The organism is Aminipila terrae (assembly GCF_010120715.1).
In the GTDB taxonomy this organism is placed as follows: domain Bacteria; phylum Bacillota; class Clostridia; order Peptostreptococcales; family Anaerovoracaceae; genus Aminipila; species Aminipila terrae.
This window is the reverse complement of sequence record NZ_CP047591.1, coordinates 1,884,031-1,910,134: the sequence shown is the minus strand read 5'-3', so window position 1 is coordinate 1,910,134 and position 26,104 is coordinate 1,884,031. Positions and strand designations below refer to the sequence as shown.

23 protein-coding genes are annotated in these 26,104 nt (G+C 37.2%); 6 read left to right on the top strand and 17 right to left on the bottom strand.

The window, feature by feature from the left end:
* Positions 1–74: 74 nt before the first annotated feature.
* Together Ami3637_RS09065 and Ami3637_RS09060 are read right to left on the bottom strand one after the other, a co-directional pair.
* Positions 75–5,201: a YncE family protein gene (locus Ami3637_RS09065; protein ID WP_162362288.1), complete on the bottom strand. Its 5,127-nt coding sequence runs from the start codon at positions 5,199–5,201 to the stop codon at positions 75–77.
* Between the two features lie 335 nt (positions 5,202–5,536).
* A complete protein-coding gene (locus Ami3637_RS09060; protein WP_162362287.1) occupies positions 5,537–6,556 on the bottom strand; it encodes an S-layer homology domain-containing protein in 1,020 nt (339 codons plus the stop codon).
* A gap of 573 nt (positions 6,557–7,129) precedes the next feature.
* On the opposite strand from Ami3637_RS09060, the gene Ami3637_RS17455 reads away from it, so the two are divergent.
* The 3 genes from Ami3637_RS17455 to Ami3637_RS17895 all read left to right on the top strand — a co-directional run bounded on the left by Ami3637_RS17455 (position 7,130) and on the right by Ami3637_RS17895 (position 8,317).
* Positions 7,130–7,711 carry a hypothetical protein gene (locus tag Ami3637_RS17455; RefSeq protein WP_243157976.1) on the top strand — a complete coding sequence of 194 codons (582 nt, stop codon included), beginning with the start codon at positions 7,130–7,132 and terminating at the stop codon, positions 7,709–7,711.
* Positions 7,712–7,746: 35 nt separating this feature from the next.
* Positions 7,747–8,124 (top strand): sodium:calcium antiporter, encoded by a 378-nt coding sequence (locus tag Ami3637_RS17450; RefSeq protein ID WP_243157975.1) that lies wholly within the window; start codon positions 7,747–7,749, stop codon positions 8,122–8,124.
* A gap of 67 nt (positions 8,125–8,191) precedes the next feature.
* Positions 8,192–8,317, top strand: coding sequence for a hypothetical protein (locus tag Ami3637_RS17895; RefSeq protein WP_279286660.1), 126 nt, complete (start codon positions 8,192–8,194; stop codon positions 8,315–8,317).
* 98 nt (positions 8,318–8,415) lie between these two features.
* Here the strand turns inward: Ami3637_RS17895 and Ami3637_RS09050 are convergent, their stop codons facing one another.
* From Ami3637_RS09050 to Ami3637_RS09010, 9 genes are all read right to left on the bottom strand, one after another.
* A complete protein-coding gene (locus Ami3637_RS09050) occupies positions 8,416–8,919 on the bottom strand; it encodes a gamma-glutamylcyclotransferase family protein (RefSeq protein WP_162362286.1) in 504 nt (167 codons plus the stop codon).
* A 325-nt stretch (positions 8,920–9,244) separates the two neighbouring features.
* Positions 9,245–10,726 (bottom strand): amino acid permease, encoded by a 1,482-nt coding sequence (locus Ami3637_RS09045; RefSeq protein WP_162362285.1) that lies wholly within the window; start codon positions 10,724–10,726, stop codon positions 9,245–9,247.
* A gap of 12 nt (positions 10,727–10,738) precedes the next feature.
* Positions 10,739–12,421: a M20/M25/M40 family metallo-hydrolase gene (locus tag Ami3637_RS09040; RefSeq protein ID WP_162362284.1), complete on the bottom strand. Its 1,683-nt coding sequence runs from the start codon at positions 12,419–12,421 to the stop codon at positions 10,739–10,741.
* 40 nt (positions 12,422–12,461) lie between these two features.
* Positions 12,462–13,337 carry a dimethylarginine dimethylaminohydrolase family protein gene (locus Ami3637_RS09035; RefSeq protein ID WP_162362283.1) on the bottom strand — a complete coding sequence of 292 codons (876 nt, stop codon included), beginning with the start codon at positions 13,335–13,337 and terminating at the stop codon, positions 12,462–12,464.
* Positions 13,338–13,607: 270 nt separating this feature from the next.
* Complete coding sequence (locus Ami3637_RS09030) at positions 13,608–14,990, bottom strand: sigma-54 interaction domain-containing protein (protein ID WP_162362282.1); 1,383 nt, start codon at positions 14,988–14,990, stop codon at positions 13,608–13,610.
* Positions 14,991–15,153: 163 nt separating this feature from the next.
* Positions 15,154–16,722, bottom strand: coding sequence for a DHA2 family efflux MFS transporter permease subunit (locus tag Ami3637_RS09025; RefSeq protein WP_162362281.1), 1,569 nt, complete (start codon positions 16,720–16,722; stop codon positions 15,154–15,156).
* Positions 16,723–16,735: 13 nt separating this feature from the next.
* On the bottom strand, positions 16,736–17,386 hold the full coding sequence (locus Ami3637_RS09020; protein ID WP_162362280.1) for an HlyD family secretion protein: 651 nt from the start codon (positions 17,384–17,386) through the stop codon (positions 16,736–16,738).
* Between the two features lies 1 nt (position 17,387).
* Positions 17,388–18,257 carry an efflux RND transporter periplasmic adaptor subunit gene (locus tag Ami3637_RS09015; protein ID WP_162362279.1) on the bottom strand — a complete coding sequence of 290 codons (870 nt, stop codon included), beginning with the start codon at positions 18,255–18,257 and terminating at the stop codon, positions 17,388–17,390.
* Positions 18,250–18,870, bottom strand: coding sequence for a TetR/AcrR family transcriptional regulator (locus tag Ami3637_RS09010; RefSeq protein WP_162362278.1), 621 nt, complete (start codon positions 18,868–18,870; stop codon positions 18,250–18,252). The genes Ami3637_RS09015 and Ami3637_RS09010 overlap by 8 nt, the downstream gene beginning before the upstream one ends.
* A gap of 467 nt (positions 18,871–19,337) precedes the next feature.
* Here Ami3637_RS09010 and Ami3637_RS09005 point away from each other — a divergent pair, with 467 nt between their 5' ends.
* Positions 19,338–20,171 (top strand): MerR family transcriptional regulator, encoded by an 834-nt coding sequence (locus Ami3637_RS09005; RefSeq protein ID WP_162362277.1) that lies wholly within the window; start codon positions 19,338–19,340, stop codon positions 20,169–20,171.
* Between the two features lie 27 nt (positions 20,172–20,198).
* Here Ami3637_RS09005 and Ami3637_RS09000 read toward each other — a convergent pair whose 3' ends face one another.
* The 4 genes from Ami3637_RS09000 to Ami3637_RS08985 are packed head-to-tail and all read right to left on the bottom strand — an operon-like array spanning position 20,199 to position 23,642.
* Positions 20,199–21,449 carry an oxidoreductase gene (locus tag Ami3637_RS09000; RefSeq protein WP_162362276.1) on the bottom strand — a complete coding sequence of 417 codons (1,251 nt, stop codon included), beginning with the start codon at positions 21,447–21,449 and terminating at the stop codon, positions 20,199–20,201.
* On the bottom strand, positions 21,406–22,347 hold the full coding sequence (locus Ami3637_RS08995) for a GGDEF domain-containing response regulator (RefSeq protein WP_162362275.1): 942 nt from the start codon (positions 22,345–22,347) through the stop codon (positions 21,406–21,408). Before Ami3637_RS08995 ends, Ami3637_RS09000 begins: the two co-directional genes overlap by 44 nt.
* A 54-nt stretch (positions 22,348–22,401) precedes the next feature.
* Positions 22,402–22,860 carry a threonine/serine exporter family protein gene (locus Ami3637_RS08990; protein ID WP_162362274.1) on the bottom strand — a complete coding sequence of 153 codons (459 nt, stop codon included), beginning with the start codon at positions 22,858–22,860 and terminating at the stop codon, positions 22,402–22,404.
* Complete coding sequence (locus tag Ami3637_RS08985) at positions 22,857–23,642, bottom strand: threonine/serine exporter family protein (RefSeq protein WP_162362273.1); 786 nt, start codon at positions 23,640–23,642, stop codon at positions 22,857–22,859. The genes Ami3637_RS08990 and Ami3637_RS08985 overlap by 4 nt, the downstream gene beginning before the upstream one ends.
* Before the next feature lie 195 nt (positions 23,643–23,837).
* On the opposite strand from Ami3637_RS08985, the gene Ami3637_RS08980 reads away from it, so the two are divergent.
* Together Ami3637_RS08980 and Ami3637_RS08975 are read left to right on the top strand one after the other, a co-directional pair.
* Positions 23,838–23,990, top strand: coding sequence for a hypothetical protein (locus tag Ami3637_RS08980; RefSeq protein ID WP_162362272.1), 153 nt, complete (start codon positions 23,838–23,840; stop codon positions 23,988–23,990).
* A gap of 129 nt (positions 23,991–24,119) precedes the next feature.
* Positions 24,120–24,827 (top strand): pseudouridine synthase, encoded by a 708-nt coding sequence (locus tag Ami3637_RS08975; RefSeq protein WP_279286659.1) that lies wholly within the window; start codon positions 24,120–24,122, stop codon positions 24,825–24,827.
* Positions 24,828–24,936: 109 nt separating this feature from the next.
* Here the strand turns inward: Ami3637_RS08975 and Ami3637_RS08970 are convergent, their stop codons facing one another.
* On the bottom strand, positions 24,937–25,614 hold the full coding sequence (locus Ami3637_RS08970; RefSeq protein WP_162362271.1) for an OmpA/MotB family protein: 678 nt from the start codon (positions 25,612–25,614) through the stop codon (positions 24,937–24,939).
* A 35-nt stretch (positions 25,615–25,649) separates the two neighbouring features.
* On the bottom strand, positions 25,650–26,102 hold the full coding sequence (locus tag Ami3637_RS17445) for a MotA/TolQ/ExbB proton channel family protein (protein ID WP_243157974.1): 453 nt from the start codon (positions 26,100–26,102) through the stop codon (positions 25,650–25,652).
* Positions 26,103–26,104: the final 2 nt, after the last annotated feature.

The window sequence follows — 26,104 nt, the reverse complement described above, 5'->3', positions numbered from 1 at the left end:
TGGTTTATCTAGTATCTTCAGTTCTTTGGACTTTGCTATATTTAAAGCATCGTCAATAGTAACTGATCCTGGGGTTACTGCCTGCCCCAGATTGATTTGATATTACCATCTTCATCGTAAATAATAGCTGCATCTGGATGGACTCCATCGTTGTAAGGGGTGTGTGCATACAACCAGTAACCTGCTTTTCCTGGATCATTTTCATAATCGCTATAATAGATTTTATAGGATACTAACTGTCCTTTCTTGTAAACAAGTGGGGCTTCTTCGTCCTTCTTAACAGGCTCTACTTGTTTCATTGCTGCTATACCGCTTCCTTTGGTTTGTAGGTTCCAACTATTCAGGCTGTTTTCACTGGCAAATTTACTCAGAACCTGATTACCTTTAGCGTTTTTGCTGTTATTAACCATTTCCAGTCTCAGATTTGAGATTAAAATGTTTAAATTATTGTTACTATTTACATTCGTAAAGCCTATGATTACATTTCTATCTTTTGGGTCCGTTATAGTACATTTATAGACCTTACAATCTGCTGAAGCTGTATCAATCCAGTAAAAGTCTTTTCCATAGCTGTCAGAGCCAATTTTGTTTCCTGCTGCCACGGTTGCAAAGCTTCCCAGGAGAACGGCATCTTTAAACCAGGGACAGTTATTCGCAGGTATTTCTACTGCTTCTATTCCTGACATAACTGTAAATTCTCTGCTGTATCCATGATTGGCGTAATATACTTTATCTGTAAATTTAAAGAAGGTATACTCCCCTTCATTAAGTATTAATACTTCCCTGCTGCTCTTTATTAACAGTTTCTTATCGGGTGGCGCTTGTATTCTCACATATAAATTGGCATTCAAGTAACCTTTATTGCTTACCCTGCTATCTGAATGGACATTTAAATTACTGCCATTGTCTGTTATATACCCATACCCCTGCATGGCATCAAAAGTCATATATCCTTTATTCACCATGTCATATCCGTTTATCCTTGTTGCAGTGTAAGCGGTTTCATTTTTGTAAAACATTAAATCTTTCGGGCTGGTAAAGGAGCCTGTAACCTTTCCTTCTGAACCCTCCTGCAAGCTTATCCCTGTATTGCTGAAGGTATTATCCTCTGTTGACAGATACCCGGCTTCAATAGTTTTGATAACGCTGTTCTGGTCCCCTGCAGAAGAAGTAACTGTATGGGTTCCCGGAGGTAAAAAGGCTAGGAAAGTACGCTCTTCATTTTTACAGCTGCCATTATCGTAATTCCAGGATGCAATGGTTCTCCCATCAATCAGTATGGTTCTGCTCCCATAAATATCCGTGTTCATCTTAAAGGAAACATAACCATTTCTTTCTAAAGTAAAGGTGGCACTTCCTACACCTGACTGCAATCTTCTTCCGGAATATCTTGGGGTAAAATCTTCCTGATATATAACTTCCTTATAATACTTCATGCCATTGTCTTTATCCGGTGTTCGCTGAACCGTAAAGATATCTATAGCAGAACCGGATAATAATTGCATATCATAACTGTAGTTATACTTTGTATTTGGGAGTAACCCTAGTTCTTTTGAAATGGTTGCTGAGTTTGCTTTATTCCCTAATAATTGAAGCTTATATCCTGCTTCCTTGGATAAGCCTTTTATCTTGTCCGCAAGGGAAGCAAGGGAATCCCCTAAATCTAAAGTTATACCCTTAGCTCCTGCCTCCTTTATAACCTCACTGGTAACAGGCAAACTGCTACTATCCATTCCCATAAAGGTCACATAGCTTCTATCCTCATTATTTAGGTTAGAATGTCTTTCCAAAGCTTTATAGGCTATATCATCCTGGGAAGCTAATCTTTTAAGATAATACATGGTATAAGTACTATCGTGTCGCCCATCATTGTTTCCGTCATTAAAGGAAAAAAGACCATTATCAAAGGTTTTCAAATTTCCTGAATAACTGTCAAATATGGAACTGCCCCAGTTCTGTTCCCATTTGCCTTCTGTCACATTATATTTAGCTGCTTTGCCATAGAAAGCAAATTCATAAATATAGATAGCGTTATCTACACTGTTATAAAAACCATGGTCCAAATGAGTTCCAGAGGTTTTTTTACCACTTGATGTTGATGCAATCTGATTGCTCTTTAAATCGTAGATATATGCATTGTTATAATATTTATAGGCATCGGACCTGCAGACATTGGTTGCTACCACATAACGGCAGTTTCCACGCTCATTTAAGACTAACCCTCCACTTATACTATTCTCACGCCCATTATCACCATATATATGTTTTTGAGTGGCATTTATTGTATCCACCAGCCAAATATCGCCCCCATAAGAGTCCCCATAGTTAGCGGAACTTTTTCTAATCAGTATTTTACCGTCATTGCTCCAATCAAGTACGTCAATTCCTCCACCACCCATTTCATTTGGTGTAGTCGTATAATCATACACAGGAGCTGCCAGTTTGTTAACCTGCTCGGTCTTCATATCAAAAGTACCCAGGTAATACTGGCTGTCTGCCATTTTTCCAGCATAACCTATCTTTCCTTTATTCATGCGAGGCAGGCTGATGGTATTATCACTGATTACGCATTTGTACTCCCCGGTTTTAAGGTCTAACCGATATATTCCTGTATTATTTACACAATACAGCCTTTTTTCATCGTTGCTTAAGAAGATTTCACCGTCTAAGTAAACTCCGTTTATTCCTGTTAAATATGCTCCTGTATTCCGGTCAAGAATAACAGCTGTTTTAGTTCCATTTAGGTTCTGATTAGCAATGACATATTTTTCTCTGTTTCTGTCAATATATATGCTGGAAACTCCATTGGCTCCAATAGGATAGCTCCATACTTCTTTAGCGGTATCACTATCATAAGCACTTATTTTGTAGGAACTGCTATCCCCACCATGAACCAGATACATCATTCCCGAATCACAGTTATATGTACCCATGTATGAAACATCTCCCGTTATGGTTGCCTGTCCCTCTTTTGACCCATCCGCAAGTTTTACTAAGGACACATTTCCATCTATACCATTTTCAATCAGTGCTGCCTGCAGACTGTTTACCTGATTTTGTACGGCCTGATACTCACTTGCCTTAACCATGATAGAAATATTCGCCTTCAGCATTTCTAAAGGTTCTATGCTGACTACAGGAGCGATATTGATAACCTCTGTTCCTGCCGTGGTTTCCGCTTCTAAATAATCGGACGGATTTATGTATTCCTCTAAGGTTGGTTCAGTCCAGACATCTTTCACATGGAGCTTCACAGTAGTTTTACCTACCCCCTCCTTGTTCCATCCAATGGTCTGATTTGTCCCAAAGGCTAAGTTTTCATAGCCATTTACTGTAGTTGCATTAACAAAGTCACCAATCCTTTTGTTATCTAAAGGATTGTGATTTACAATGCTCCAGGTCCTTAGCAGCTGATCACCATCACTCTGACTTCCGTCTGCTGCTTCAAGTTTGGCTGTATTGGTTCCCTCTGCTCTTAAAAATGTCGTCTGCATATTGATTACCGGCACAGGAGGTTTATCCGGAACTACATCAAACTCTTTATAGGCCTCATCGGAATCTCCCTTGCTGTCTGTTACCTTTATTCTATAACTGAACCGTTGTGTCGCATCCCCGGTTAAGTCATACCGTGGGTATTTGGTTAAAAACTCTACGGTTAAGGTTGTCCAGTACTGGTCTTTTACTCCACCCTTAACCGTTCTTGTTTTGATACACGCTCCGTTTTCCTGGGGAGCAGCCTTAGTCAGACTGATAAGTTCATTTGACTTTAAATCCTTTATGGTAATGTCATAGTCCACAAGTGGTTTATCCGGATAAGTGGCCACATTAAAGGTCAGCACTTGCTTTCTGTTCTGTTTTTGGGAACCTCCCAGGGAGTCTATAACGTAAGGCGTTTTTCTTACTTCAATATTTTTTGTGTCTGTAAGCTTTTGACCTGTGGTTTTCAAAGTTACTTCCAAATTAACCGGATACGTTCCCCTTTTGGGGTATGTTACGATAGCATTATATCCATCTCTTTTTACAGTACCACCTTCCGTTCTAAATTTATTCGATGCAATTTTTTCTACATATGCCCGCTCAGCAGAGTATCTTACTCCGTCTACTGTAAATTCAGACCAGTCTTCTGCATCCGCAGGCCAGCCTTCATAAGTATATTTATCCAGGTCTAATACTGCCTTTGCCTCTATCTCTCTGCCATCTATAATATTTACTTTCTTTGTTGCTGTGTCTGTTAGACCCTTTGTTGTTACACCTTTTATTTCATAGGTTACCGTGCATTGTTCTGCAAAAAATTGACTTATACTTTGCCCTGTATTTTCTCCCTTTGCTCCTGTCCCTTCCCAGGTGGCTATTAATTCTTTTGTTCCATTACCTACCGTTCTGTATATTTCGGCATAGTCTAGTACTGTTTTTTCCCCTACTCTACAGGCATCCACTACATTAAATGATTCATTCATCTTTGCCTCTTTAGGCACTTCCAAATCTGCGATAATGCTTTCTGGATCAGGATCGGGAATTTCCACCATTTCTTTCACGTCATATTGAATTATAACAGGAGTAAAATACATAAATGCATGTACTTTTGGATCGACGCCGTTTCTTCCTTTGTTCAGTTTTGAATAAAGGCTTGGAAAATTCTTTGCTACATCGGCTTCCGGATTATCAGAATTAGGCCCGGCCATTAGTCTGAAAACCTGATCTATTTGTCCGAAATTTAATTTATTCGTCAAATTATATTCTTTTATACTGCTCATGCTGGCATTGTATGAAAAACTTACACTTTTACCACTAGCTGAAGCATGGGATACATTAATCGTCTTAGAAGCATAGTCCGCATAATTGTCTTTGTAATAACCCTCACTTCCCACGTTACTGGTATAATGTTCTTTATCATCCCATTTAAACTTAGATGCACTGTATGGATATACCTTTACGTTAGATACCTCTTTAGAAAACGTGATACTAGGATTAATATCGTACATTGTTCCACCCGGCCCAACACCGTCATCCCAGATAGTATTACCCTTCTTATCTTCCGTTCCCCATATATGCTGCACCCCTATATCCAGGTGATATTTGGTTACCTTTTTTTCCACTGTTTGGGCTATTACCTGATTTGGAGTAATAAAAAACCCTGAAAGAATCAGGGTTATGATTAAAAGTACAGATATACTTTTTCGTATTATGAATTTGTTTGTCATTTATCAGGATTCCTCCTTTTTCCTTGTCTTTTACTTCCTTTTTTGATATATTGTTTACATGGATTGCCGTTTGGCGGATTCGGTCACTTCCTTTAAGGAGGTGATGCTATGGTCACACATTCAGAACTATTGCAGTTTGAATTGCTTATTGTAGCCATTGTTTCCTTGTGTATTCACAAGAGTAAATAAATGCAAAACCGCCTATTCCTTTTCGGTTTAGACGGTTTCTCAAATCACTGTATTTGGACTGAACCGCCATGCGAAAAGCGGTAATCCTTTTCTTTATTATATCCACATTTTCATAGAAAATGCAAGTGTTTTCCTATTTTTTTAAGCTACTTTCCTTTATATAAAGGGTTTGGCATAATTCCTATGACATGATCTACATTCTTATATCTTGGGAATACAAAATACTGGATAGTTGTTATATCTGAAGATTTATAAATTCCATCACTTGTGAACTCAACAATATTATTATCTTTCATTAGGTACATATTTCCCCATCCTAGATTTAAAACCCAATCACCATTTATTTTAATTCCCTTAGTGCGATTCTTTTCAATATTCTCAACCTTATATCCTGACATGTCCGTTACAAATTCATAGCTGGTGGCTTCTGTAAAAGGCCCAGGTTCGTACCATTCTTCATATTTACCATCAGAATCCGTACCACTATACTTACTTACATCATACGTCTTATAATTCTTTATAACGGAAGCAATGTCGGTTCCGGATGTTGGTTTTTCTTCTTTCTTTTTTTCTCCAGGCAGAACTCTTTTACTTTCATCAGTTAATCGATAGATAACAATGGCACTTTCAGCTCTGGTAAGGGTTTTATCTGGTCTGAAGGTACTATCTTCATAACCAGTTATAATCCCTGCAGCATAAGATTTTATGACATCATAATCGTGTTTAATACTGGAACTAACATCTTTTAAGCTGCTTTCCAGTTTGTCATAGTTGTCAATCTTTTTATCTCCCAGGATGGAGGAAATTATAAGGGCCATATCACTTCTTGGAATCTGGCTGTCTAACTGATCTGCCTTTATATCTGTGTTTCCAAAATATTTGAGTTCCAGGGCTTTATCATAATATCCTTTTGCCCAATTCCCCGTAGTACTATTTCCAACATCCTGCCCTGTGGATGCCACAAGAGCCATCTTTATAAACTCGCCATAGGTAACAATGTTCCCTGGCTTAAAACTTCCATCCCTATATCCCTTAACAATGCCTTTCTGACTCATGGTGTTTACAGCTTCATAAGCCCAATTCGTACTTTTTAAATCTGAATAGTTTGCATTTCCCAGTAATTGCGTATTGCCTTGGCCAGCATAGGCTCCCGTTGCAGTACTCAAAATAAAAAGCAAGTCACTAATACCTTCACTAAAATTTTCATTGTGTTTCCCCCTTTGATTATTCCCTTGTTACTCACACTAATTTAAATTTACGCCTCTTCATTTGCATTATCAAGGGAATTTATTTGATTACTTTTTCCTTCCCGCTTATTATTAAATTATCAAAGTTCAATTACATTATTTTACATATATTCATAATACATCCTTTCTTGTCAATTGTAAACATTTTACATTTTTTTGTTTTTAATCTACTGGATAAAAATTTTTTAGTATATTTTTAATTCCGAAATTTCATAGTTTGTTGCTGGCATCTTTTAGGCTAATCTTTGTTGTTATCACACAGTTCTTTGTTTCTTCTCACAACAAACAGGTTGACAATTAGGTCGATATGTTATATCATAATTTCGTTAAAAGGGAGTAATTGATATACAAAGTCAACATCCTGGTGGGAATATCCGCCTGGCTTTGTAGCCGATTTTGGTAATGAGACTTTTAGCATAACCTTTGAAGGGTTATGTTTAAAGTCTTTTTTTAATTTATTTAATTCATACTTTAATTTAAGGAGACGATATTATGATAATGGATGTAATAATGCTTATTTCTAGTTTGGCTTTAATTTTATTTGCCTGTTTTGTATTTACAAATGCCATAGAATGGTTTGGCAAAAAATTAAATCTGGGAGAAGGAGTTGTAGGAAGTGTACTGGCTGCCATTGGTACAGCTTTACCTGAAACAGTTATCCCAATCATTGCAATTATTTTTTATGCAAGCGAAGGCGCCGACGAAATTGGTATTGGTGCTATAGCAGGCGCCCCATTTATGCTGGGTACTTTAGCCTTTTTCGTTGTAGGTACAGCTGTTTTAGTTTATTCTTTATTGGGTCGCAGAAGCCTAAAAATGAATGCAGATGTAAACATAATCTCCCGTGATTTGAAATACTTCATAATTATTTATGGAATTGCAGTACTTACATCAGTTATATATACTCATATGATTATTAAAGGCATCATAGCCGTATTATTACTATTTTCATATTTCATCTATCTTAAAAACACATTTTGCTGTGATAGTAAAAAATGGAAGAAATCGATGCTTTATATATTTCCCGGATTTTCAGAGCAAAAACAAATTTATTCTGGATACTGCTACAATTAGGGTTAGCTTTAGCAGCTATCATCTGGGGCGCTCATATGTTTGTTGGTTATGTTGGAGATTTGTCAACAGTTCTTGGTATTACTCCTCTGGTTCTATCCATGATAATTACACCAATTGCAACAGAACTTCCTGAAAAGTTAAATTCTGTAATCTGGACAGGCAGAAAAAAAGATACTCTTGCCTTAGGAAACATCACTGGGGCCATGATTTTCCAGAGCTGCTTTCCTGTGGTATTCGGGATGTTATTTACACCTTGGCACCTGACTGGCATTACTCTTTTATCCGCTGTATTAGCCTTAACCTCAGCTATATTGAACTTTACCTGGATGAAAATACGAAAAACAATTAATCCATTTATCCTTATGTTAAGCGGATTACTTTATTTAATTTTCATATTTTATATATTTGGATAATATCTGCCATGTTTATTACCTTATAATCTTCTGGTATTTACACATACTTTTAGTGGAGGTGATATAAATGGATTTATTAAGAAAAGGCAGAAACAATAAACCTGGCAAATACGTTAAAAGTTCTTCTTCTACCAGTACAGATGAAAGTACAAACAGAAGCACAAATGGCCTGAAAGATTGCCACAAAAAATAACCTTAATTAAAAATTTTCAGTTGAAAAGGCTAATGAGTGTGACCCATTAGCCTTTTTATTAATAGTACAATTTTTCCTATTGGTATATAAGGATTACTTTATGTCAGGGGAGGTTTGTCCATAATGTTCCCATTAATCATTTTTCTTATTGCCAGCTCCTTATGTACCTCCTGAACAGCATCGAAAATTCCATCCTTAATGATGCCATGGTTCTCATATCCCCGCTGAATCATTTCTATGTAATAAGGACTTGGTTTTAAAGGCACGTCACAAAATCCATGTGCCATAATATAAGTCATAGCTACCACATATTGATTTCTCAGTTTCACCTTAACTACCTTTTTTTGAAACAAATCTGGAAAGCCTTCATGATGATCTAATAGTCTTTCGCCTTTACGGGTGATACTCCAAAGAACAACCGGTACGCTTGCACCTGCACATGGTTGTATGTTAGCAAGCCCTGTGCGAATCCCTCTAAAAGTAAGTTTATAATTCTCTATTACTCCTACACCTATAAATTTTGCACCAGGGCATCTGTGTGCCATTCGTTGTATGCCCATGTTACTTCCATAAGCAGCATAAATTATATAGCTTCTATCCATACACTCAGTCCTTTCTGTTCACTTTACACGCAACCGCTTATTTTAGGTTCTACTTTAATGATTCAACAGACTATACTAATAAATTAAGTTTATTACCTTTTTAAAATACCCTATTTACGCCTTCCTGTAACCTCTTTTTGTTCATCAAATTCAGCCTCATTTCGTTTCTCTTTGACAAATATCACATTTTTTCGTTTTTTATTTGTTGTCAGATTAAATATAAAAAAGGTTTACCATGGAGAAAATACTTTCAGGCAAACCTTTTTATCATCATTTATAACTAATTTTACTAAAATTATTACTATATCAATTGGTAATACAGACTCTATAAATCTTCCTGTAATATATCATTTCTTGTTAAATCCATCTCCTCAAGCGGCACGATTGTGGTCTTTTTTACAATTTTTCTTACAATATATAATGCTATCATAATAGGCAGCCCTATATATGCTACCAAGATTCCATACCAGTCTACTCCTGAAGCAGAGAATGCATAGTATCCCTGTCCAGCGATAACTGTTCCGGATATAATCAGTGATAAGATTGTTCCATAAGGATAAAATTTGGTCTTATATTTAAGTACTGAAAGATCTTTTCCCTGTTTTGCAAACCCTCTCCTGAATCTGAGATGACAGATACAAACACCAAACCATGTGAGGAATCCCGTAAGACCTGTAGCATTATATAACCAGGTATATACCACGCTGTCCCCTGCAAATGAGGTCAGGAAACAAAGACAAGCTATCACTAAAGTCCCCAGAACTGCATATACAGGAACTCCTTTTGAACTTGTTTTAGCAAATATCTTCGGTGCATGATGAGATATCGCCATGGAATAAAGCAAACGGCTGGCAGAATACAATGTGGAATTTCCACATGAAAGAATGGATGTCAGTATTACTGCATTCATCAAAGAAGCCGCCATGGCAATGCCACTTTTTTGAAAAACGATTGTAAACGGGCTTACCGCTACATTATCTACGTCTGCACTTAACAAATTAGGGTCTGTATAAGGAATTAATGTGGCTACTACAAAAATAGCACCTATGTAAAATATCAAGATTCTCCAGAAAACACTGTTGATTGCTTTAGGAACATTCTTAGCAGGATTTACACATTCACCTGCTGCAATGGCTGTAGCTTCCACACCTACAAAAGAAAACCCTGCAACCATCAGAATGCTGAATATCCCAAAAGGTCCACCTACAAATGGAGCTTTCTCTAACGTCCAGTTAGAAAATCCCGGGTTGTCATTTGAAAAAATACCAAAAATCATCAATACTCCCACTACTAAAAAGATAATAATGGTTACCACCTTTATACCTGCAAACCAGAATTCAGACTCACCGAATATGCTTACAGAAAACATGTTTAACCCTAAAAGCAGCACGATAAATATGGAACTCCACATGTAAGAAGGGCTGTCAGGGAACCAGAACTTCATTACGATAGCAGATGCAACCAGTTCTGTCGCTATGGTCATTGTACTGCAATACCAGTAGTTCCATCCCATAGCAAATCCAAATGCCGGATCTACATATTTCTGTGAGTATAGTTCAAAAGCACCTGCAACTGGTAAATAGGTGGCCATTTCTCCTAAAGCTGTCATCATAAAATACACAGAAAGCCCTATAAGCATGTATGCAATCATAGTGCCTCCAGGTCCCGCTGTACTGATAGAAGAGCCTGTAGCAACAAAAAGTCCTGTGCCTATTGCTCCTCCTATTGCGATCATGTTCATTTGTCTAGGTTTCAATTTACGCTCCAGCTTGCTGTCATTAGATATCTCTCTTGTTTTGTTATCCATAGTTTTTCCTCCTTATAATAATTCAGGCTCATTAAGCAGCAATGCAATTGCTTTATTAATTATTTTAGGCGTTCGGTTATATAAATCTTCTTTATAAACTCTTTCTGTGAGTTTATGAAAATCTTTTCCCCAAGGTCCGATATTTATGCAGGGCATAGAGATTTCTTCAATGTCATTAATGGGTATGGAATAAAAATCTCCAAATAAAGGCATATACGTTTGTAAGGCCTTACAGGTCTTTTCTCCCTCTGTTATACTTGTATAACTAAGGTCCGAAATTCCTGTATAAAAATCTTCTGTCTCGTATTTTTGCCCAAACTCATCCTCAGTATAGCTGCAAAGCTGTTCCGATAAAGTTGAAATACCCTGGTCCAGCCCTTCATAATATACATTTGATACATTTGGATAATATGGAGGTACCAGCCCGTATACAATCCTCGGTGAAATATCATTAATATATTGATAAACAAACTCAACTAATTCAAAATTGCATTCGATAATGCTGCATTGACCTTTATTAAATTTGGTTTCAATATTCTGGACAACATTCTTATAATTATCTATAAAGTCTTTTCCATAATTCAAACTTGCTTCTTCATAAAGCTTAGCAAATGGGACTACGTTAACTTTCCATGGCAATTCTTTGGAACTCAGCTTTTTAACATCTGCAAATGGCTTATACCTTTCCTGCATTTCTTTTACAATAGCCTCATAAGACTGACAACATATGTCTCTGACTTTGTCCATTATGACCTGTGGTGTGCGGTTCAGTGTCAATATACTGAAGCATCCTGAAACGGATAAAGGCATGGATACGTCATACTGCTTCTTATTATCCTTCAGGTACAGCCAGGTTGGCGGAGGGGCCATTTCATTGCCAACAATATCGCTGAATTCTATATTAAGTTCTGTATTTCTTACAATTTCACTCATTAGGTTTAAAGGGTTAAACCCTTCAAAAACCTTTCCAATATGTGATAAATAACCCCGTACATATATAAACGGCATTATTTTTCCTACAGATCCTTCAGAGAAAATCCCCTTGTCTTTCTCTTTTCTCTGATGTGGTTCAGAATTAATCATTAATTTATAGTTTAAATTATATTTATTTTTTAGATCTTTTAACAAAACGACTGCAGACCGCATTCCCGCTGAAAGGTTTTCTTCATCGGGGACAGCAATAACAATCACATTTCCTTTGAAATCATTTATCTGACTGTATCTTTCAAGAAGGGCAAGTTGTATGGCACCCCCGCCCTTCATATCACAAACACCTCTTCCAAATAAATAACTTCCCTCCATAAGGTCCCTTTGTGCTTCTTCTGGTAATGAAGATTTAATCTTTATCAGTTCTTCTTCAAGAGTCCTTGGAGTAAAGGCATAAGGTTTAAGCAACTTATAATCTTCAACTTCCACCACATCGTTATGATGTATTAATACAACTGTATCATTACCTTTTCCTTTTACCATTGCATAAGAAACAGCTCTGTTAAATGGGTCCCCGGCGATTTCATAAGTTCCATAATAATCAGGATGATCTTTAAAATATTTTATGTCTTTTAAGTAATCCATTAAAAATATTTCAGCATCCTTTTCCCCGCCGCTGAAAGTAAAACTTTGTGCTTTAATATATTTAAGAAGTATATCATTGATTCTCTGACCGATTCCTTCTAAGATCTGGTTTTTATTATCCATAACAGACACTGCCTTTCTAAAATGTAATTTATTTATAGCCCTATTTTCTATATAAAGGAGCAGTTAAACAAGTTGGACCTCCTGTTCCTCTGTATGAAAGTTCTTTTCCTTCGTAAGTCAATACTTCAACACCTAAATCCTCAAGCTTTTTCTGAACTTTCGGGCAACCTTTAATTAATATTACTTTTCCTGGTTTTAAAGCTAACAGATTGGTTCCCAGATAATCATATTCGTCATCATCTGCTTCAATAAGTGTGATTCCCCGTTCCATTAAATACTCTCTAAAGAAAACCGGCATGTATTTTGAATAAACTACTGCTTTATCATTATCTACAAAGCTTATGATACTCATTAAATGAAGGCATGCATCCACACCATCTCCATGAGGCATCGGCACAATGATATATTCCTCTACCACATCCTTTGTTAATTCTTTAAACTGCCTGATTCCCTCATCATTGGTCCTATAGCCTCTGCCTATGGCAACCGTCTTCTCATCAATCCAGAGGACATCTCCGCCTTCCATTTTCCCCGGTGCTTTAATTTCACCTAAAGTGGGTACACCTATTTCTTCCAGATAAGCTCTTGTTGCAAGATATTCCTTACCTCTCAGTACCTTTCCCATAGGGAAATATATGGCTCCTTTTTTTGTAATTTTTAAAGGATCATGTGCATAAATAGAGTCTAATCCTGTTCTTGAATCATATGGAAGAGTATAAACATCCTTTACATTGTCCCTTATAAGCTTCTCAAATACCTCATATTCCTTCAGGACGGTTTCATAGTCCGGACATCCGAAATACTTAAATTCTTCCCAGGTTTTATCAAGGTTTTCCTGACTGATAAAAGCTTCCTGCGGTCTTTTAATTAATATTGCTTCAATTTCTTCTACCATTGACTGGCAACCATATTTCATAATAATTTACCTCCTTGGCATTTGTCATAATTTATAGGTATTAAGATTTATAAGTATTAAGAGCAAATAACATGCCAACTTTATAATATTTTATTACCATGCATAAATATACTGTTGAAAGTCCACTATTTCCAAGGTTTTTAAAATTACTATTTTTATCATGAGACAAATTTTATCTATATATTTTATCAAAAAAAACAAAAAGAGTAAAAAATTTTGCGCTTATTTTGCAAAATTTTTTACTCTTTTTAATTTTCTGATTATTATCTTCTAAAATTTTATCTGGTATTTCTTTATCTTATAATTCAGAACCTGTCGGCTGACACCCAGTTTATCTGCAGCTTCTGTAATATTTGAGCTTCCTGAAAGTATCTTCTTAATGATTCTGCTTTCATAATTGTCTATAATAGATGCAAGAGAATGCCCCTCTTCTAAGGCTTTTTCCCAGTTTAACTGTTCCGTATAATGGGTGTCTTCCTTTTTATTATAAAGAAAGTTTTCAGGTAAACTAGTCATGGTGATATCTTTTCCCTTACTCATGTTAAAGGCATACTCAATGACATTTTTTAATTCTCTCACATTTCCCGGCCATTCATAGTCTATAAGGAGCCTCTCTGCCAGTTCACTGCAGTTCTCAATATTTCTTTTTCCTTTTTTGTTATAATAATTAATAAAGTATTTTATAAGTAAAGGAATATCTTCCTTTCGATCTTTTAGAAGTGGTAAATTTATCTGGAATACACCTAATCTGTAATACAAATCCTTTCTGATTTTATCTTTCTCTAAAACTTCATCAACCTCTTCATTTAGGGCCGAAATAATTCTCACATCAATTTTTCTTTCCTTTTCAGACCCCAGCCTTCTGATTTTTTGTTCTTCTACTGCCTTTAAAATCTTTCCCTGCAACTCTATGTTCATGGAGTTTAATTCATCAAGAAACAAGGTTCCCTTATCCGCTAGTTCAAATAGTCCCTTTCTGTCCTCTGCTCCTGTATAGCTTCCCTTGACTGTTCCAAACAAGGTACTTTCCAATAAACTGGCAGGTATGGCAGAACAATTCTGGGAAATAAACGCCTGATTCTTTCTCTTGCTATGGCTGTGTATGGCTTGTGCAACAATTTCTTTGCCTGTCCCAGTTTCCCCTATTATCATCACGGAAGAGTCCCCATCTGCAGCCCGCAAAATTTTTTCCTTCACCACTAGCATTCTATTGCTTTTTCCAATTAAATCATCAATGGTGTAAAGGCCGCTTTCCGTATTTACTTTACTATCTTTAAATCTTTTACTGTTAGGCAGCCCTGCATCGGAAAGAATCACTGTACCCTCAATGGCTCCTACAATCTTTCCATCTACCTCAATGGGGTATGTGTTGCTTACAAAAGTGCGCTTAATTCCGTTAAAATCTATCACAGTCTGTATTTCATCAATAATTGCCTTACCCGTTTTCATAGCTCTGAAGTGAGTGCTTGTTTCCTTTGTTAGTTCTGGATACACTTCTAAAAGATATTTTCCCGTATAACCTTCATTTTTAATAGAACTATCCTTTTCATCAAAAACAGCACAATATTCAATGATTCCATCAATGTTGGTAATCAGAACCGAATCCATAGTGTTATATATATATGTCATTTTCTCCAGGTATTTCGTAATCATATTAAATCCCCCTTGTTAGTCTTTTTATATTATAACACCTGTTTCATCCTATTTTTAATATTATATACTAAAAAATCAAAATTTTCTTTTTATTAGTCCTTTTATGTTAAAACACCCCTTAAGATAAAAAACGCAGACATAAATCTATATATCTGCATTCGCCTTAATTTATTTGATCTTGTTGCTTTAATCGCGCATTTTCAACCTTTCTTGGGGTCAATAAGAAAATGAAAGGTATGGTTATGATTAACAGCCATACTAAGGTCATGATACTGTCAAGAATGGAATCCATGGCACCCTGACGTACAATGTACCCCTTAATTACTGCCAGGGCATTTATTCTTGCTGTGGTATTATCCGTTCCCATGGAAACCATCAGAGCCTGTATCCGGCTGATTGCCTGGTTTGCAGGAAATGATCCGTAATTAATAAGGTCATGGAGAATATCCTGATGATAAGCCTGTTTTACCACTATAACATAGTTGATAATAGCAATTCCAAGAGAGCTTGCCACCTGTCGTATGGTATTCAACACTGCCGAAGCAGTAGCTGCTAAAGATTCAGGTACCGCGCCCATAGCTGCATTGGTAATAGGCATCAGGGCCAGTCCAAATCCCAGTGAGCGGACAGCCAGCATAAACTGCAGGCTGGTATAGGATGTATCCAGGCTCAGTGCTTTTAAGTTATACGTGGTAACTGCAGCGATAACCGTTCCTATCATACCCGCATAAAATGCACCATACTTGTCATATATTTTTCCGCTGACAGGCATAAGCACCGCAGAGACCAAGGCCATGGGCATCATAATGATACCTGTTTTCAAAGGTGAATAGCCTAACAGATTCTCCGCGTAAATAGGAACGATAAATATAGCCCCCATCATTCCTATGGTTAACAAAGACATAGCTGACATACTGGAAATAACTACTTTATTCTTAAAAACTCTCAGATCAATAAGGGGATTGCTTATAGAACTTTCCCAGGTTACAAATGCTGCCAGAGTGAAAATACATACAATAAACAAAGACAGAATACTTTGAGACTTCCATCCCCACTCTGTCCCCTTACTTAATGCCAGTAACAGGGAAAAACAGGCAGTCGCAATAAACACAGTTCCTAACACATCAAACTTCAAGTTCTTATTAATTTCCGTTTCTTTTAAACAAAATGGACAAAGAAAGAGTGCAATTATTCCAATAGGCAGGTTAACAAAAAAAATCCATTGCCAGCTCAGGGTATCTACCAGATATCCGCCTAATGTAGGCCCGATGGATGGTCCCAGAATTGCACCCAGACCCCAGAGGCCCATGGCTGTTCCCATCTTTTCACGTGGGGCCAGATAATATACCATGGCCATGCTGACAGGTATAATCAGTCCGCCGCCTATGGCCTGAATTATTCTGGAAGCAATAATGATCTTCAGGTTCCATGAAATTCCACACAGGCCAGATCCCACGGTAAAAATCATCAACGAAACCATATATACCCGTCGATGTCCAAAACGTCCACAGAGAAAGGCACTGGTTGGAATCACAATGCCAGAAGTCAGCATATACGCCGTTAATACCCATTGTATATCACTGCTTGATACCCCAAAAACAGCCATCATATGAGGCAGTGCCACATTCACAATACTACTGTCCAGAAAAGACATAAAGGCACCAATAACCACAATTGTAAGGGAAAGAGCAGGGATTTTATTCTGCTCTTTCAACTGCACGGATGAATTCATAGCTAACATCTCCTTACAAATATATTTTTATTTTGGCATTCATACCTGGAAGCAGTTTTTCCTCATATTTTCCGGAAAAACTAATTTTTACAGGTACCCGCTGAGTCACTTTAATAAAGGAATTTCCACTGCTCTGGGCAGATAGTAAGGATGTAACTGAAGTAGAAGCACTGCCAATGGAATCTACTTTTCCTCTAAACCAGACTTTGGGAAAGGAGTCCACTGTAAAATGGACTTCCTGTCCTTCTTTAACCTGCTCAATTCTATCCTCTTCTATATTGGCAGTTATGTATAATTCATCTGGATTCACCATTAAAGCAATTGGGCTGGAGGGGGAGGCCATTTCTCCAACGCTGGCCATTTTTTTGATAATCTGGCCTCTGACAGGGGTTCTGATTACAGTCATATCAACATTTGCACCTGGAGAAAGTGTTTCATCTGACTGTCTCGCAAGAATTTGATCCTGCTCCACCATCTGGTTTTCTTCAAAGGAAAGTTCTGTTAACTTTCCCGTCACCTGAGGGCTTACTTTAACAATTGTTCCATCTACCCGGGCATCCTCTGTTACTATGTAATGGCTTTTCTGATAGTTAAAATACAGCCACACTGCACTTAGCACAAGAACCAGCATACAAAGAATAATAATTACTTTTTTATTTTTCATCTTATTCTTCACCTCCTGTGATTTTCTGACCTGCAGATAAATTTACTTTTGCAAACATACCGTCTTTTATTACGTGGTTCGGATTCTCCACAGTAATTTGTACAGGATAGGCTTTAGAAGCAGCATTCATTGCATCAGAAATGTCAGCAATACTTCCGGAAAAAACCTGTCCCGGCAGAGCTGCCAAGGTAACTTCACATTTCTGCCCCGTTTTTAAGGAATTTATTTTCTTTTCATTAACCAGAAGTTCAATTTTAATCTGATTTAAATTGACAATAGTAAACGCTTTCACCTGGGGACTTACCAGTTCACCTGCTTCTACATTGCACTCCGTTATAGTACCTTCCAGAGGCGCTGTAATGGTGCAGTCGTTATACGCAAGTTGTGCCTTTTGCAAAGATGCCTGAGCAAGATTTACTGCACTTTCCGCCCGTTCCAGAACACTGGCATACCCATTATCATAATCAGCAATACTCATAGCCCCTTCGTCCTTCAGTTTCCTGGCCCGCTGTTCATTATCTAAAGCATATTTATAAGAAACATTGGCATTGTCAACTGTGGCTCGTGCGGCATCAATACCGGCCTGAAGTTCTCTGGAATCCAGCTGGAGTAATGTCTGCCCTTGTTTTACTTCTGAGCCAACGTCAACCAGTACAGCCTCAGCTTTACCCGTTGCCTTTGACATTACAATAACCCTCTCTCCTGCCTCCGCCCGTCCGGTTAGATCCCCTTTGGCATCTTCATTCAGGCTCTGATCCTCGTTCTTTTGTCCAGAGTCAATAATTTTAGCCTCCTGTCTGGCAGATACACACCCAGTCAGCAGAAAAAGGACTAAAAAGAGTAGTAAGGCATATTTTTTTATTTTATTCATTGTTACCACTTTCCTTTATTCCATCAAAGAGTAAATTCGTAAAATCTATGGCCGATGCCTGATCTAGAAAACTGTGGTGTTCAACATCTTTTAATAAATTTTCTGTTTCCACGGAAAAAAATATATAGGACATAAACATATTCACTACGATCTCCGGATTTATTTTTCTGAACTCCCCCTTCTCCATTCTCGTTATTATAAAATCCTTTAAAATTGCACAAATAGGCTCATATACCCTATTTAGATACAGATCCCGCAACTTTTCATCATACTTAATCTCTGTGAAGATTATACGCATAAACACTTTTGACTGACTGATTGTTTCAAACCGGTTCTGCATAAGACGCTGTAACGCTTCTCTTGCATCAAGGGTTTTGCATTCTTCTATAGTCTTTTCCAGTGTCTCAACACCTATGGTAGGCACTACACTGTTAACTATTTCATAGAGCACTTCCGTTTTATTTGCGAAATGCCTGAAAATGGTGGCCTCTGAAATGCCAGCGGCTTTTGCAATTTCTTTTGTTGTGGCTCCATTAAAACCTTTTTGACCAAATACTTCTACTGCTGCCTGCAGAATTGATAACTTAGTTGGATGAATATTTTCAAACATCATGATTAACCTCCTATGTAAGTAAGTACTTACTTACATAGTACGTATTTTACTTTTTCCTGTCAAGTAAAAATTTCTAAATTATAGAAATTTGCCTTAAAAACCTTCATCCTAGGGTAATGTTTTATAATTTACTGATTCTGTAAATTTGAAAAAGGATTAAAAGTTTTTCAACAAATTAATATGTTTATCGACTAATTATTTTATAATAAATGACTTTTTTATTTACAAATTTCCAATAAATTTTTAATAATATTTTTAAAAAAACCCTTGACCTTATACATTAGGGAATACTTTATACTATAGTTGATGATACTACTAACCAAAAAACTTCGTTCAAGTTAAAAGCATCCTATGTAGTCGACCTTAGCATAGGGTGCTTTTAATTTTTTGCAAAAAATTAATTAACAGAGATAAAACGCATATGCTATAATACTAATTAAATTTATTTAAGTTTTGAGGGTTTTATTATGAAAAATACCAAAGAGTATTATTCGGTGGGAGAAGTTAGCAAAATCTGTAACATTCCTGCAAATACTTTACGCTTCTATGATAAAATTGGATTAATTTGTCCAGACAAACATGGAGAAAACAATTACAGATTTTACAGCAAAGAATCTTTAGCTTATATCCCAGTTATTAAATATTATAAGCAAATGGGATTTTCACTTGAAGAAATAAAAGAAATTGTAGATGAAAACTCTTTTATGATACATGAAAAACTGTTTAAGAAAAAATTTGATGAACTAAAAGAAATTAATAAAGACATCTATAAAAAGTATGCAGCTATTGAAGGCTGGCTGCAGCTTATTACTGAAGCAGAGTTAATCAGAAAAAATGATGTGCGTCAGGTATCCGTAAAGTACGTTGAGCCCAGTATATTTTGCTGTATGGAACAAAATTTTAACTACAATTACAAAGAGGCCATTATAAATATTGATTTTACCAACTATATAGAATCTATTGGAAATGAAGCTGCCGGTGTAATTATCCTGAACTTTCCTTCCATCAATGAGAAATTGAAGGGTGAAAAAACTAAAGTAACGGTCATGCAGAAACCTGTCTTAAAAGTGGCCTCTGAAAACCACACCAAAACCTTTGGTGGTCAGGTTTTCGCTTCATGCTATCATATGGGACCTCATGAAACCATTGAGGAGGCCTATCAGAAGATTTACCAGTGGGCTTCAATGAACCAGTACGCCTGCGATGAAGAATCTTATGAGCGATTCCTTTTAGACTATTGGACCACACAGAACTCAGACTTCTTTGTTACAGAAGTTTTAGTTAAAGTAGAAAAAATATAGCTTGGGCCTAATGTCCTGAATGATTTTCTACTTATTATAAACGATACATTTCACAGGCTCCTGTTGGGCCAGCAGCCTTCCGCAGCCATCACAGCACCAGCACCAGTGGATGTCGCTTTCACGACCTTCCAGATATTTTTCAGGAAGGAATGGGTCAGCCAATGACTGCCTTCCCAAAGCTACCATATCAAAACTGCCTCTTCCTACACAACAATTTCCCCAATGAAATAAGCTATTTTCCACAGAGGGGATCTGATGATTTTCATTATATTTTCCCTCAGCTAATAAAGAAAGGCCGCTGCAGATAACTACTGTTTCTGATTTAAGCCCTGCTTTCAGGTTGGAAGCCATAGCCATATGTTTATAAACATTTTCACCGGTGTTCTTATTGGGGCACATCAATTCCCAGCCTGCTGTTTCAGCATTACCCAGAGTTTCAATAAAAAAGCTGGCACCTCGTTCCTCCAGACCTCTGCATAATGCAAAGGTTTCGGACAGATTAATTTCTTCCTTCCCTGCACCTGCATGCCCCTGTCCTCCTGCAATGCCTTCATACACGGATACCTTTGCGCCAATAAGAAATTTAGGATTGTTAACAGCCTTCCTTATCTTTTCACACATATCAAAAGCAAAACGGCTGCGTTTTTCCCAAGAGCCACCATACTTCCAGACTCTGTCATTATATGGCCTTAAAATCTGCGCCCCCAAATAACCGTGACAAAACTTTAAATCAACACCATCACAACCTATATCATAAAGAAACCTGGCGGCTTCTACGTATTGCTTTATGGTTTTATCTACATAATCCGCATCTATCAGTTCACCGCCATATTCCTTTCTGGGTTTCACACAGACTCTCTTTGAAAAGGCTGTATCCGAAAGTTCTCCTGAATGGTTCAGCTGAACAATAAATACAGGCTCCGGATATTTTGTTTTCATGTCCTTAACAAAGTGCTCCCACATTTTTCGATTGTCAGAGTCTTCCATATCCAGGAGTAACTGGTTCTCCCTTGCCCTGCTTTCATATTGCAGAGTGACGGATTCCATGACAATTACACCTGCTCCTCCACGAAACAGATTTTCATATCTTTTTAAGGTATTTTCTGTGAATCTGCCCTTAAAGTCTCCGTTCCCACACTCCATAGGCTGAATGCAGAATCTGTTTTTAGCTTCCAGAGCGCCTATTTTAAGAGGTCTGCTTAAGGGTGTTCTTAAATTGTCCCCGTTTCCCATATTATTCTTCCTTCTGGTTGCAGAATCCGATGTTGTTTTTGCCATTAAGCTTTATACCGTGTAAAACTTTTTCAGCACTATAGTAAAGAGAATTAAAATTTTCACCTGCTTCAATGGTCATAGCAAGACCTGCAGATAAAGTAATTCCATAAAATTTATTTTTTTCAAGCAGAGAGGCCGCTTCTTTAAAAATCTCTTTAATCCTGATTTCTGCTTCTTCCTTCGTATTAACCTTGGGCAGATATATCAAAAATTCATCTGCAAAAGCTCTTCCTGCTATTTCGGGTTCTTTAATGGTATTAATAATTGCATTTCCTACAGTTTTCAGACATGCATTACCCTGTTCGTACCCTAATGCGTCATTAATCAGCCTGAAGTTATCTATGTCCAATACAGCCAGTGCACCAGTAAGTGAGAACTGACCGATTGCAGCGTTTACTTTTTCTTCAATGTACATTCTGCTCCACAATTCTGTAATGGGGTCTATGCTATTGGCAAAGGTAGTGATAATTTTTGCTGTAAGTTTCTCTAACTCATCGGTTTTATACCGAACCTGTCTCTCAAGGTTTTTTCTTAAATCCTCTAACTCAAGGACCATTTTAATTCTCTGAAGCATAACTGGCTCATTAAAAGGTTTGGTAATGAAGTCTCTGGCACCTAAATCCAAACAGATTCTTTCAACTTCATGATTGGACAAACCTGTTAGAAATATAATGGGGGTTCTTGCAAGTCTGGAATCTTTTTTCATAATTTTTATGGTGTCAATTCCGTTGAGCTCTGGCATATCTATATCAAGTAAAATTAAATCTACAGGATTATTTTTTGCGAACTTAATGCCTTCTATCCCATTCAGCCGTGTATTAACTTCGTAATCTTTTTCTAATGCTTTTTGCACAACCATTAAATTGAACTGGCTGTCATCCACAACTAAAATACTTTTCATTAGTGATTCCTCCAAATTTGAAGATGAAGATAATATAATTATACCATATCTTTTCTATGTTTTTTTGATTATTCTTTTAAATTTCCCTGTCAATGTATAATGCATTTTAAAAAAGGATCCCACTACAAGTAGTCCCACAGAAATACTTCCTGCCATAAGAAGGGTCTGGGTGCCTGTAGTGGCAGCCTTTGACAGTTCCCCATTTATCAGATACAAAGTAGTGTAATACATACCTGCCCCAGGTACCAAAGGTATAATCCCTGGAATAGTGTATACTGTAGCCGTTTCCTTATATACTCTTGAAAATATACCCGCCAGCAGGCCTACCACACAGGATGCCAGGAAGCAGCCCAGTAAAGCTCCACCATAGTCATTGCGGCAGTAGGCAAAAACTACCCAGCCTACGCCACCCACCAGGCTGGACATAAAGATATTCCTTTTAGGAACGTGAAATAATATAGCAAAACCCACAGTGGATACAAATCCAAATATAAACTGTAAAAAGTATGTCATATAATATTACCCCCAAGCAGCACCCACAATCTCATCACAACACCAGCTCCGGTAGCCAGTGAAATAGCTACAAAAAACGCTTCAGCAGCTCTGGCTAATCCCGACAGCATATCACTGGCAAGAAAGTCTCTGATGGCATTGGTAATGGCTACTCCCGGGACAAAAAGCATAAGAGCTCCAATGGTAATAGGGCCTGAGTTGTCTCCCAGACCAGTGGCCGCACAGATGAGGGCCAGAAAGGCGGCAAATGCCGTACAGCAAAACCCTTTTATAAAATAATTGGTCTCAAACTGTTCAAAACTGACTGACAGTAAATAACTGGCAGCACCTATGACAAAAGCGCAGGGAAAATCTTTTATGGTGCCTTTAAACATCAGGCAGAAAAATGCACAGGCAAAAGCTGCGCCCAAAATCCGCAGCCAGAGATAATAGGGTTTGCTCTGTGCTATCTGTTTCAACCGTTTCATCCCATCTTCAATAGATAAGTCCGTGCTCACAAAGTCTCTGGAAAACTGATTCACTTCTGAGATTTTACCCAAATCTGTCCCCGTTCCTTTTATTCTTTTAATAAAGGTGAACATTTCACTGTCATCGCCACCTTTATCCAGAGACAGAAAAATCCCTGTGGGAGTGACAAAAACTTCTACATATGGGATATTACATGCTCTGCAAATCCTGGTTATCGTATCTTCTACTCTGTATATTTCTGCACCGCTTTTCATCATAATTTCCCCGGCTAATAAAGCCAGTATGATGATTCTTTTCTGAACCTGCTTCATCATATTTTATAAAGGCCTCCAGTTAAAAATTAGTATTTAAATTATACCATAAATATATTAGTATTTTGAACAATACTTAAATTTTTAATAAAATCGAAATACCTCTTGACTTTTTTGTTTTATCGCTTTATTATAATAACGTAGTAATTAGTTAGAGCAATGCGGTTTATATAAAATAAAAGTTAGGGGGATTTGATTATGATAACTATTATCAAAGATAATTCAGGTAAGGTTATTGTACACACAGACCTTACAAAAGAAGAATTAAGTGCATATAATCTATATACTATAAATGGCTGTATTCAGGCTGTTAAAAAAGCAGAGCCAGCTTTTATAGGATCTTATCATTGACAATTTCTTTTATACAGTTTACCCATTTCTTAAAAGTCCAGCTTACAATCAGTTAACTGGACTTTTATGTATTTTTTTGATATACTACCTCCATACTATTAGTTAGGATATATAGGAGAAATTATAATCATGAGACTGAACAAATATATTGCACAGGCAGGTCTTGCCAGCAGACGTAAGGCTGACGAATTCACTGCTAATGGAAATGTTAAAATAAATGGATTGGTAGTTAAAGAACTGGGATATGACGTGAAAGATGGGGATGTGGTTGAAGTTAATGGCCGCAGAATTGATTATGCCGCACAGAAACCAGTTTACATCATGCTAAATAAGCCCTTGGGATATATCACCTCTTCCAACGATGAAAAAGGGCGTCCCACTGTGCAGGATTTAGTTAAGGACATAGATGCCCGATTGTTTTCTGTGGGCAGACTGGATTATAACACATCAGGTATGCTGCTCATGACCAATGACGGAGACATGGCATACAAGCTGACACATCCAAAACACCATATTTACAAAACTTACCGGGCACGAGTTTCTGGCATCCTTTCCAATGAGAAAATAGCCAGACTTAAAAATGGGGTTGATATTGGAGGTTTTGTTACTTCAAAGGCCAATGTAAAAGTAATCAAACAGGCCGAACGATCAACAATAGTAGAAATCCAGATTTATGAGGGAAAAAACCGTCAGGTAAGAAAAATGTTTGCTGCAGTAGGAAACAAAGTCCAGGAACTGGAACGGACTGCAATTGGTGAGTTGCACTTAGGGAGACTGATGCTGGGTCATTATCGCAAACTCACCCCAAAAGAAATCGAATACTTAAAAAACAGCTAGTAATAAATAAACCCCTTTACCGGACAATAGTGTGCTACGACAAATGGGACACTAAAGTCTAATGAAAGGGGTTTTTTATATTCTATATTAAAATTAATGTCCACGATACTTATTTGGTAATGTAAAGCTCCACTCTTCTGTTTTTGGCTCTACCTTCCTCCGTGTCATTGTTTGCTGCAGGGCTGTAATGAGAACAGCCTTCTATGGAGAACTTATCTGCAGCCATTCCATTTGCTGTCAAGTAATTTACAACTGTAAGAGCTCTGTTGGAAGATAGTTCCCAGGAGAACTGCTCATTGGTTCCAGGTACAAAGGCCGTATGTCCTCTGATTAAAATATGTGTAAACTGAGAATAATACTCCAGCATTAAATCTTTCAGTCCCAATAGCACTTCACTGTTTCCATTAATCAGCTGTTCACTGTCCGGTATAAACAATAAAGAATCCTTTAAATCTATTTTAACATAAGATTCTGTCCCCGTTACTTCTACCTGAGCCTGCAAATTATTCTTCTTAATATAATTATTAACTTCTTTAGCAAGCTTTTGCATATCGGTGGCTTGATGTTTAGCTTTGTTGGTCTTGGCAGAAGTTTCCGCAGCTTTTGGGTTATTTAATGCCTGCCCCATATTTTCTGCCACAGCCTTAAATTTAGCTGCGTTGATTGTGCTCATAGAATACATAATGATAAACAGTGCAAGCAGCAGTGTAATCATATCAGAATATGTAAGCAGCCATCTGTCATTATTTCCTTTTTCTTCTTCCTCATATGATGATCTTTTCCTCATAGTATACTTCCAACTGTTCTCTAATTTTAATTTAACTAACTTTCAATGTTCTCTATATATTTCTCGTTTCCATCAGGAAAAGCATTGTAATAAAGGGACAGTTCATTTTTTACGCTTCTGCTCAAGGCACCTTTCGCAATCATACATACCCCATCTAAAATCATCTCTTTCAAAATCCTCTGGCGCTTCAAATAAACTTTAATCTTATTTGCCATGGGAAAATATATAAGATTTGCAAAAGATACGCCATATAAAGTAGCAACAAAAGCTACCGCTATGGAAGAAGTAAGTTCTTCCGGGCTGCTGAAATTTGATAAAACCTGAATAAGCCCCAGAACGGTTCCTATAATACCCAAGGTAGGAGAAAATCCCCCAGCAGATTCAAAAACATTAATCTCCACTTGCTTCTGCGCCACATACGCCCGGATATCCGCATCTAAAATATATTGAATCTCCTCGATGCTTTTTCTTTCTAAAATAAGAATCATTC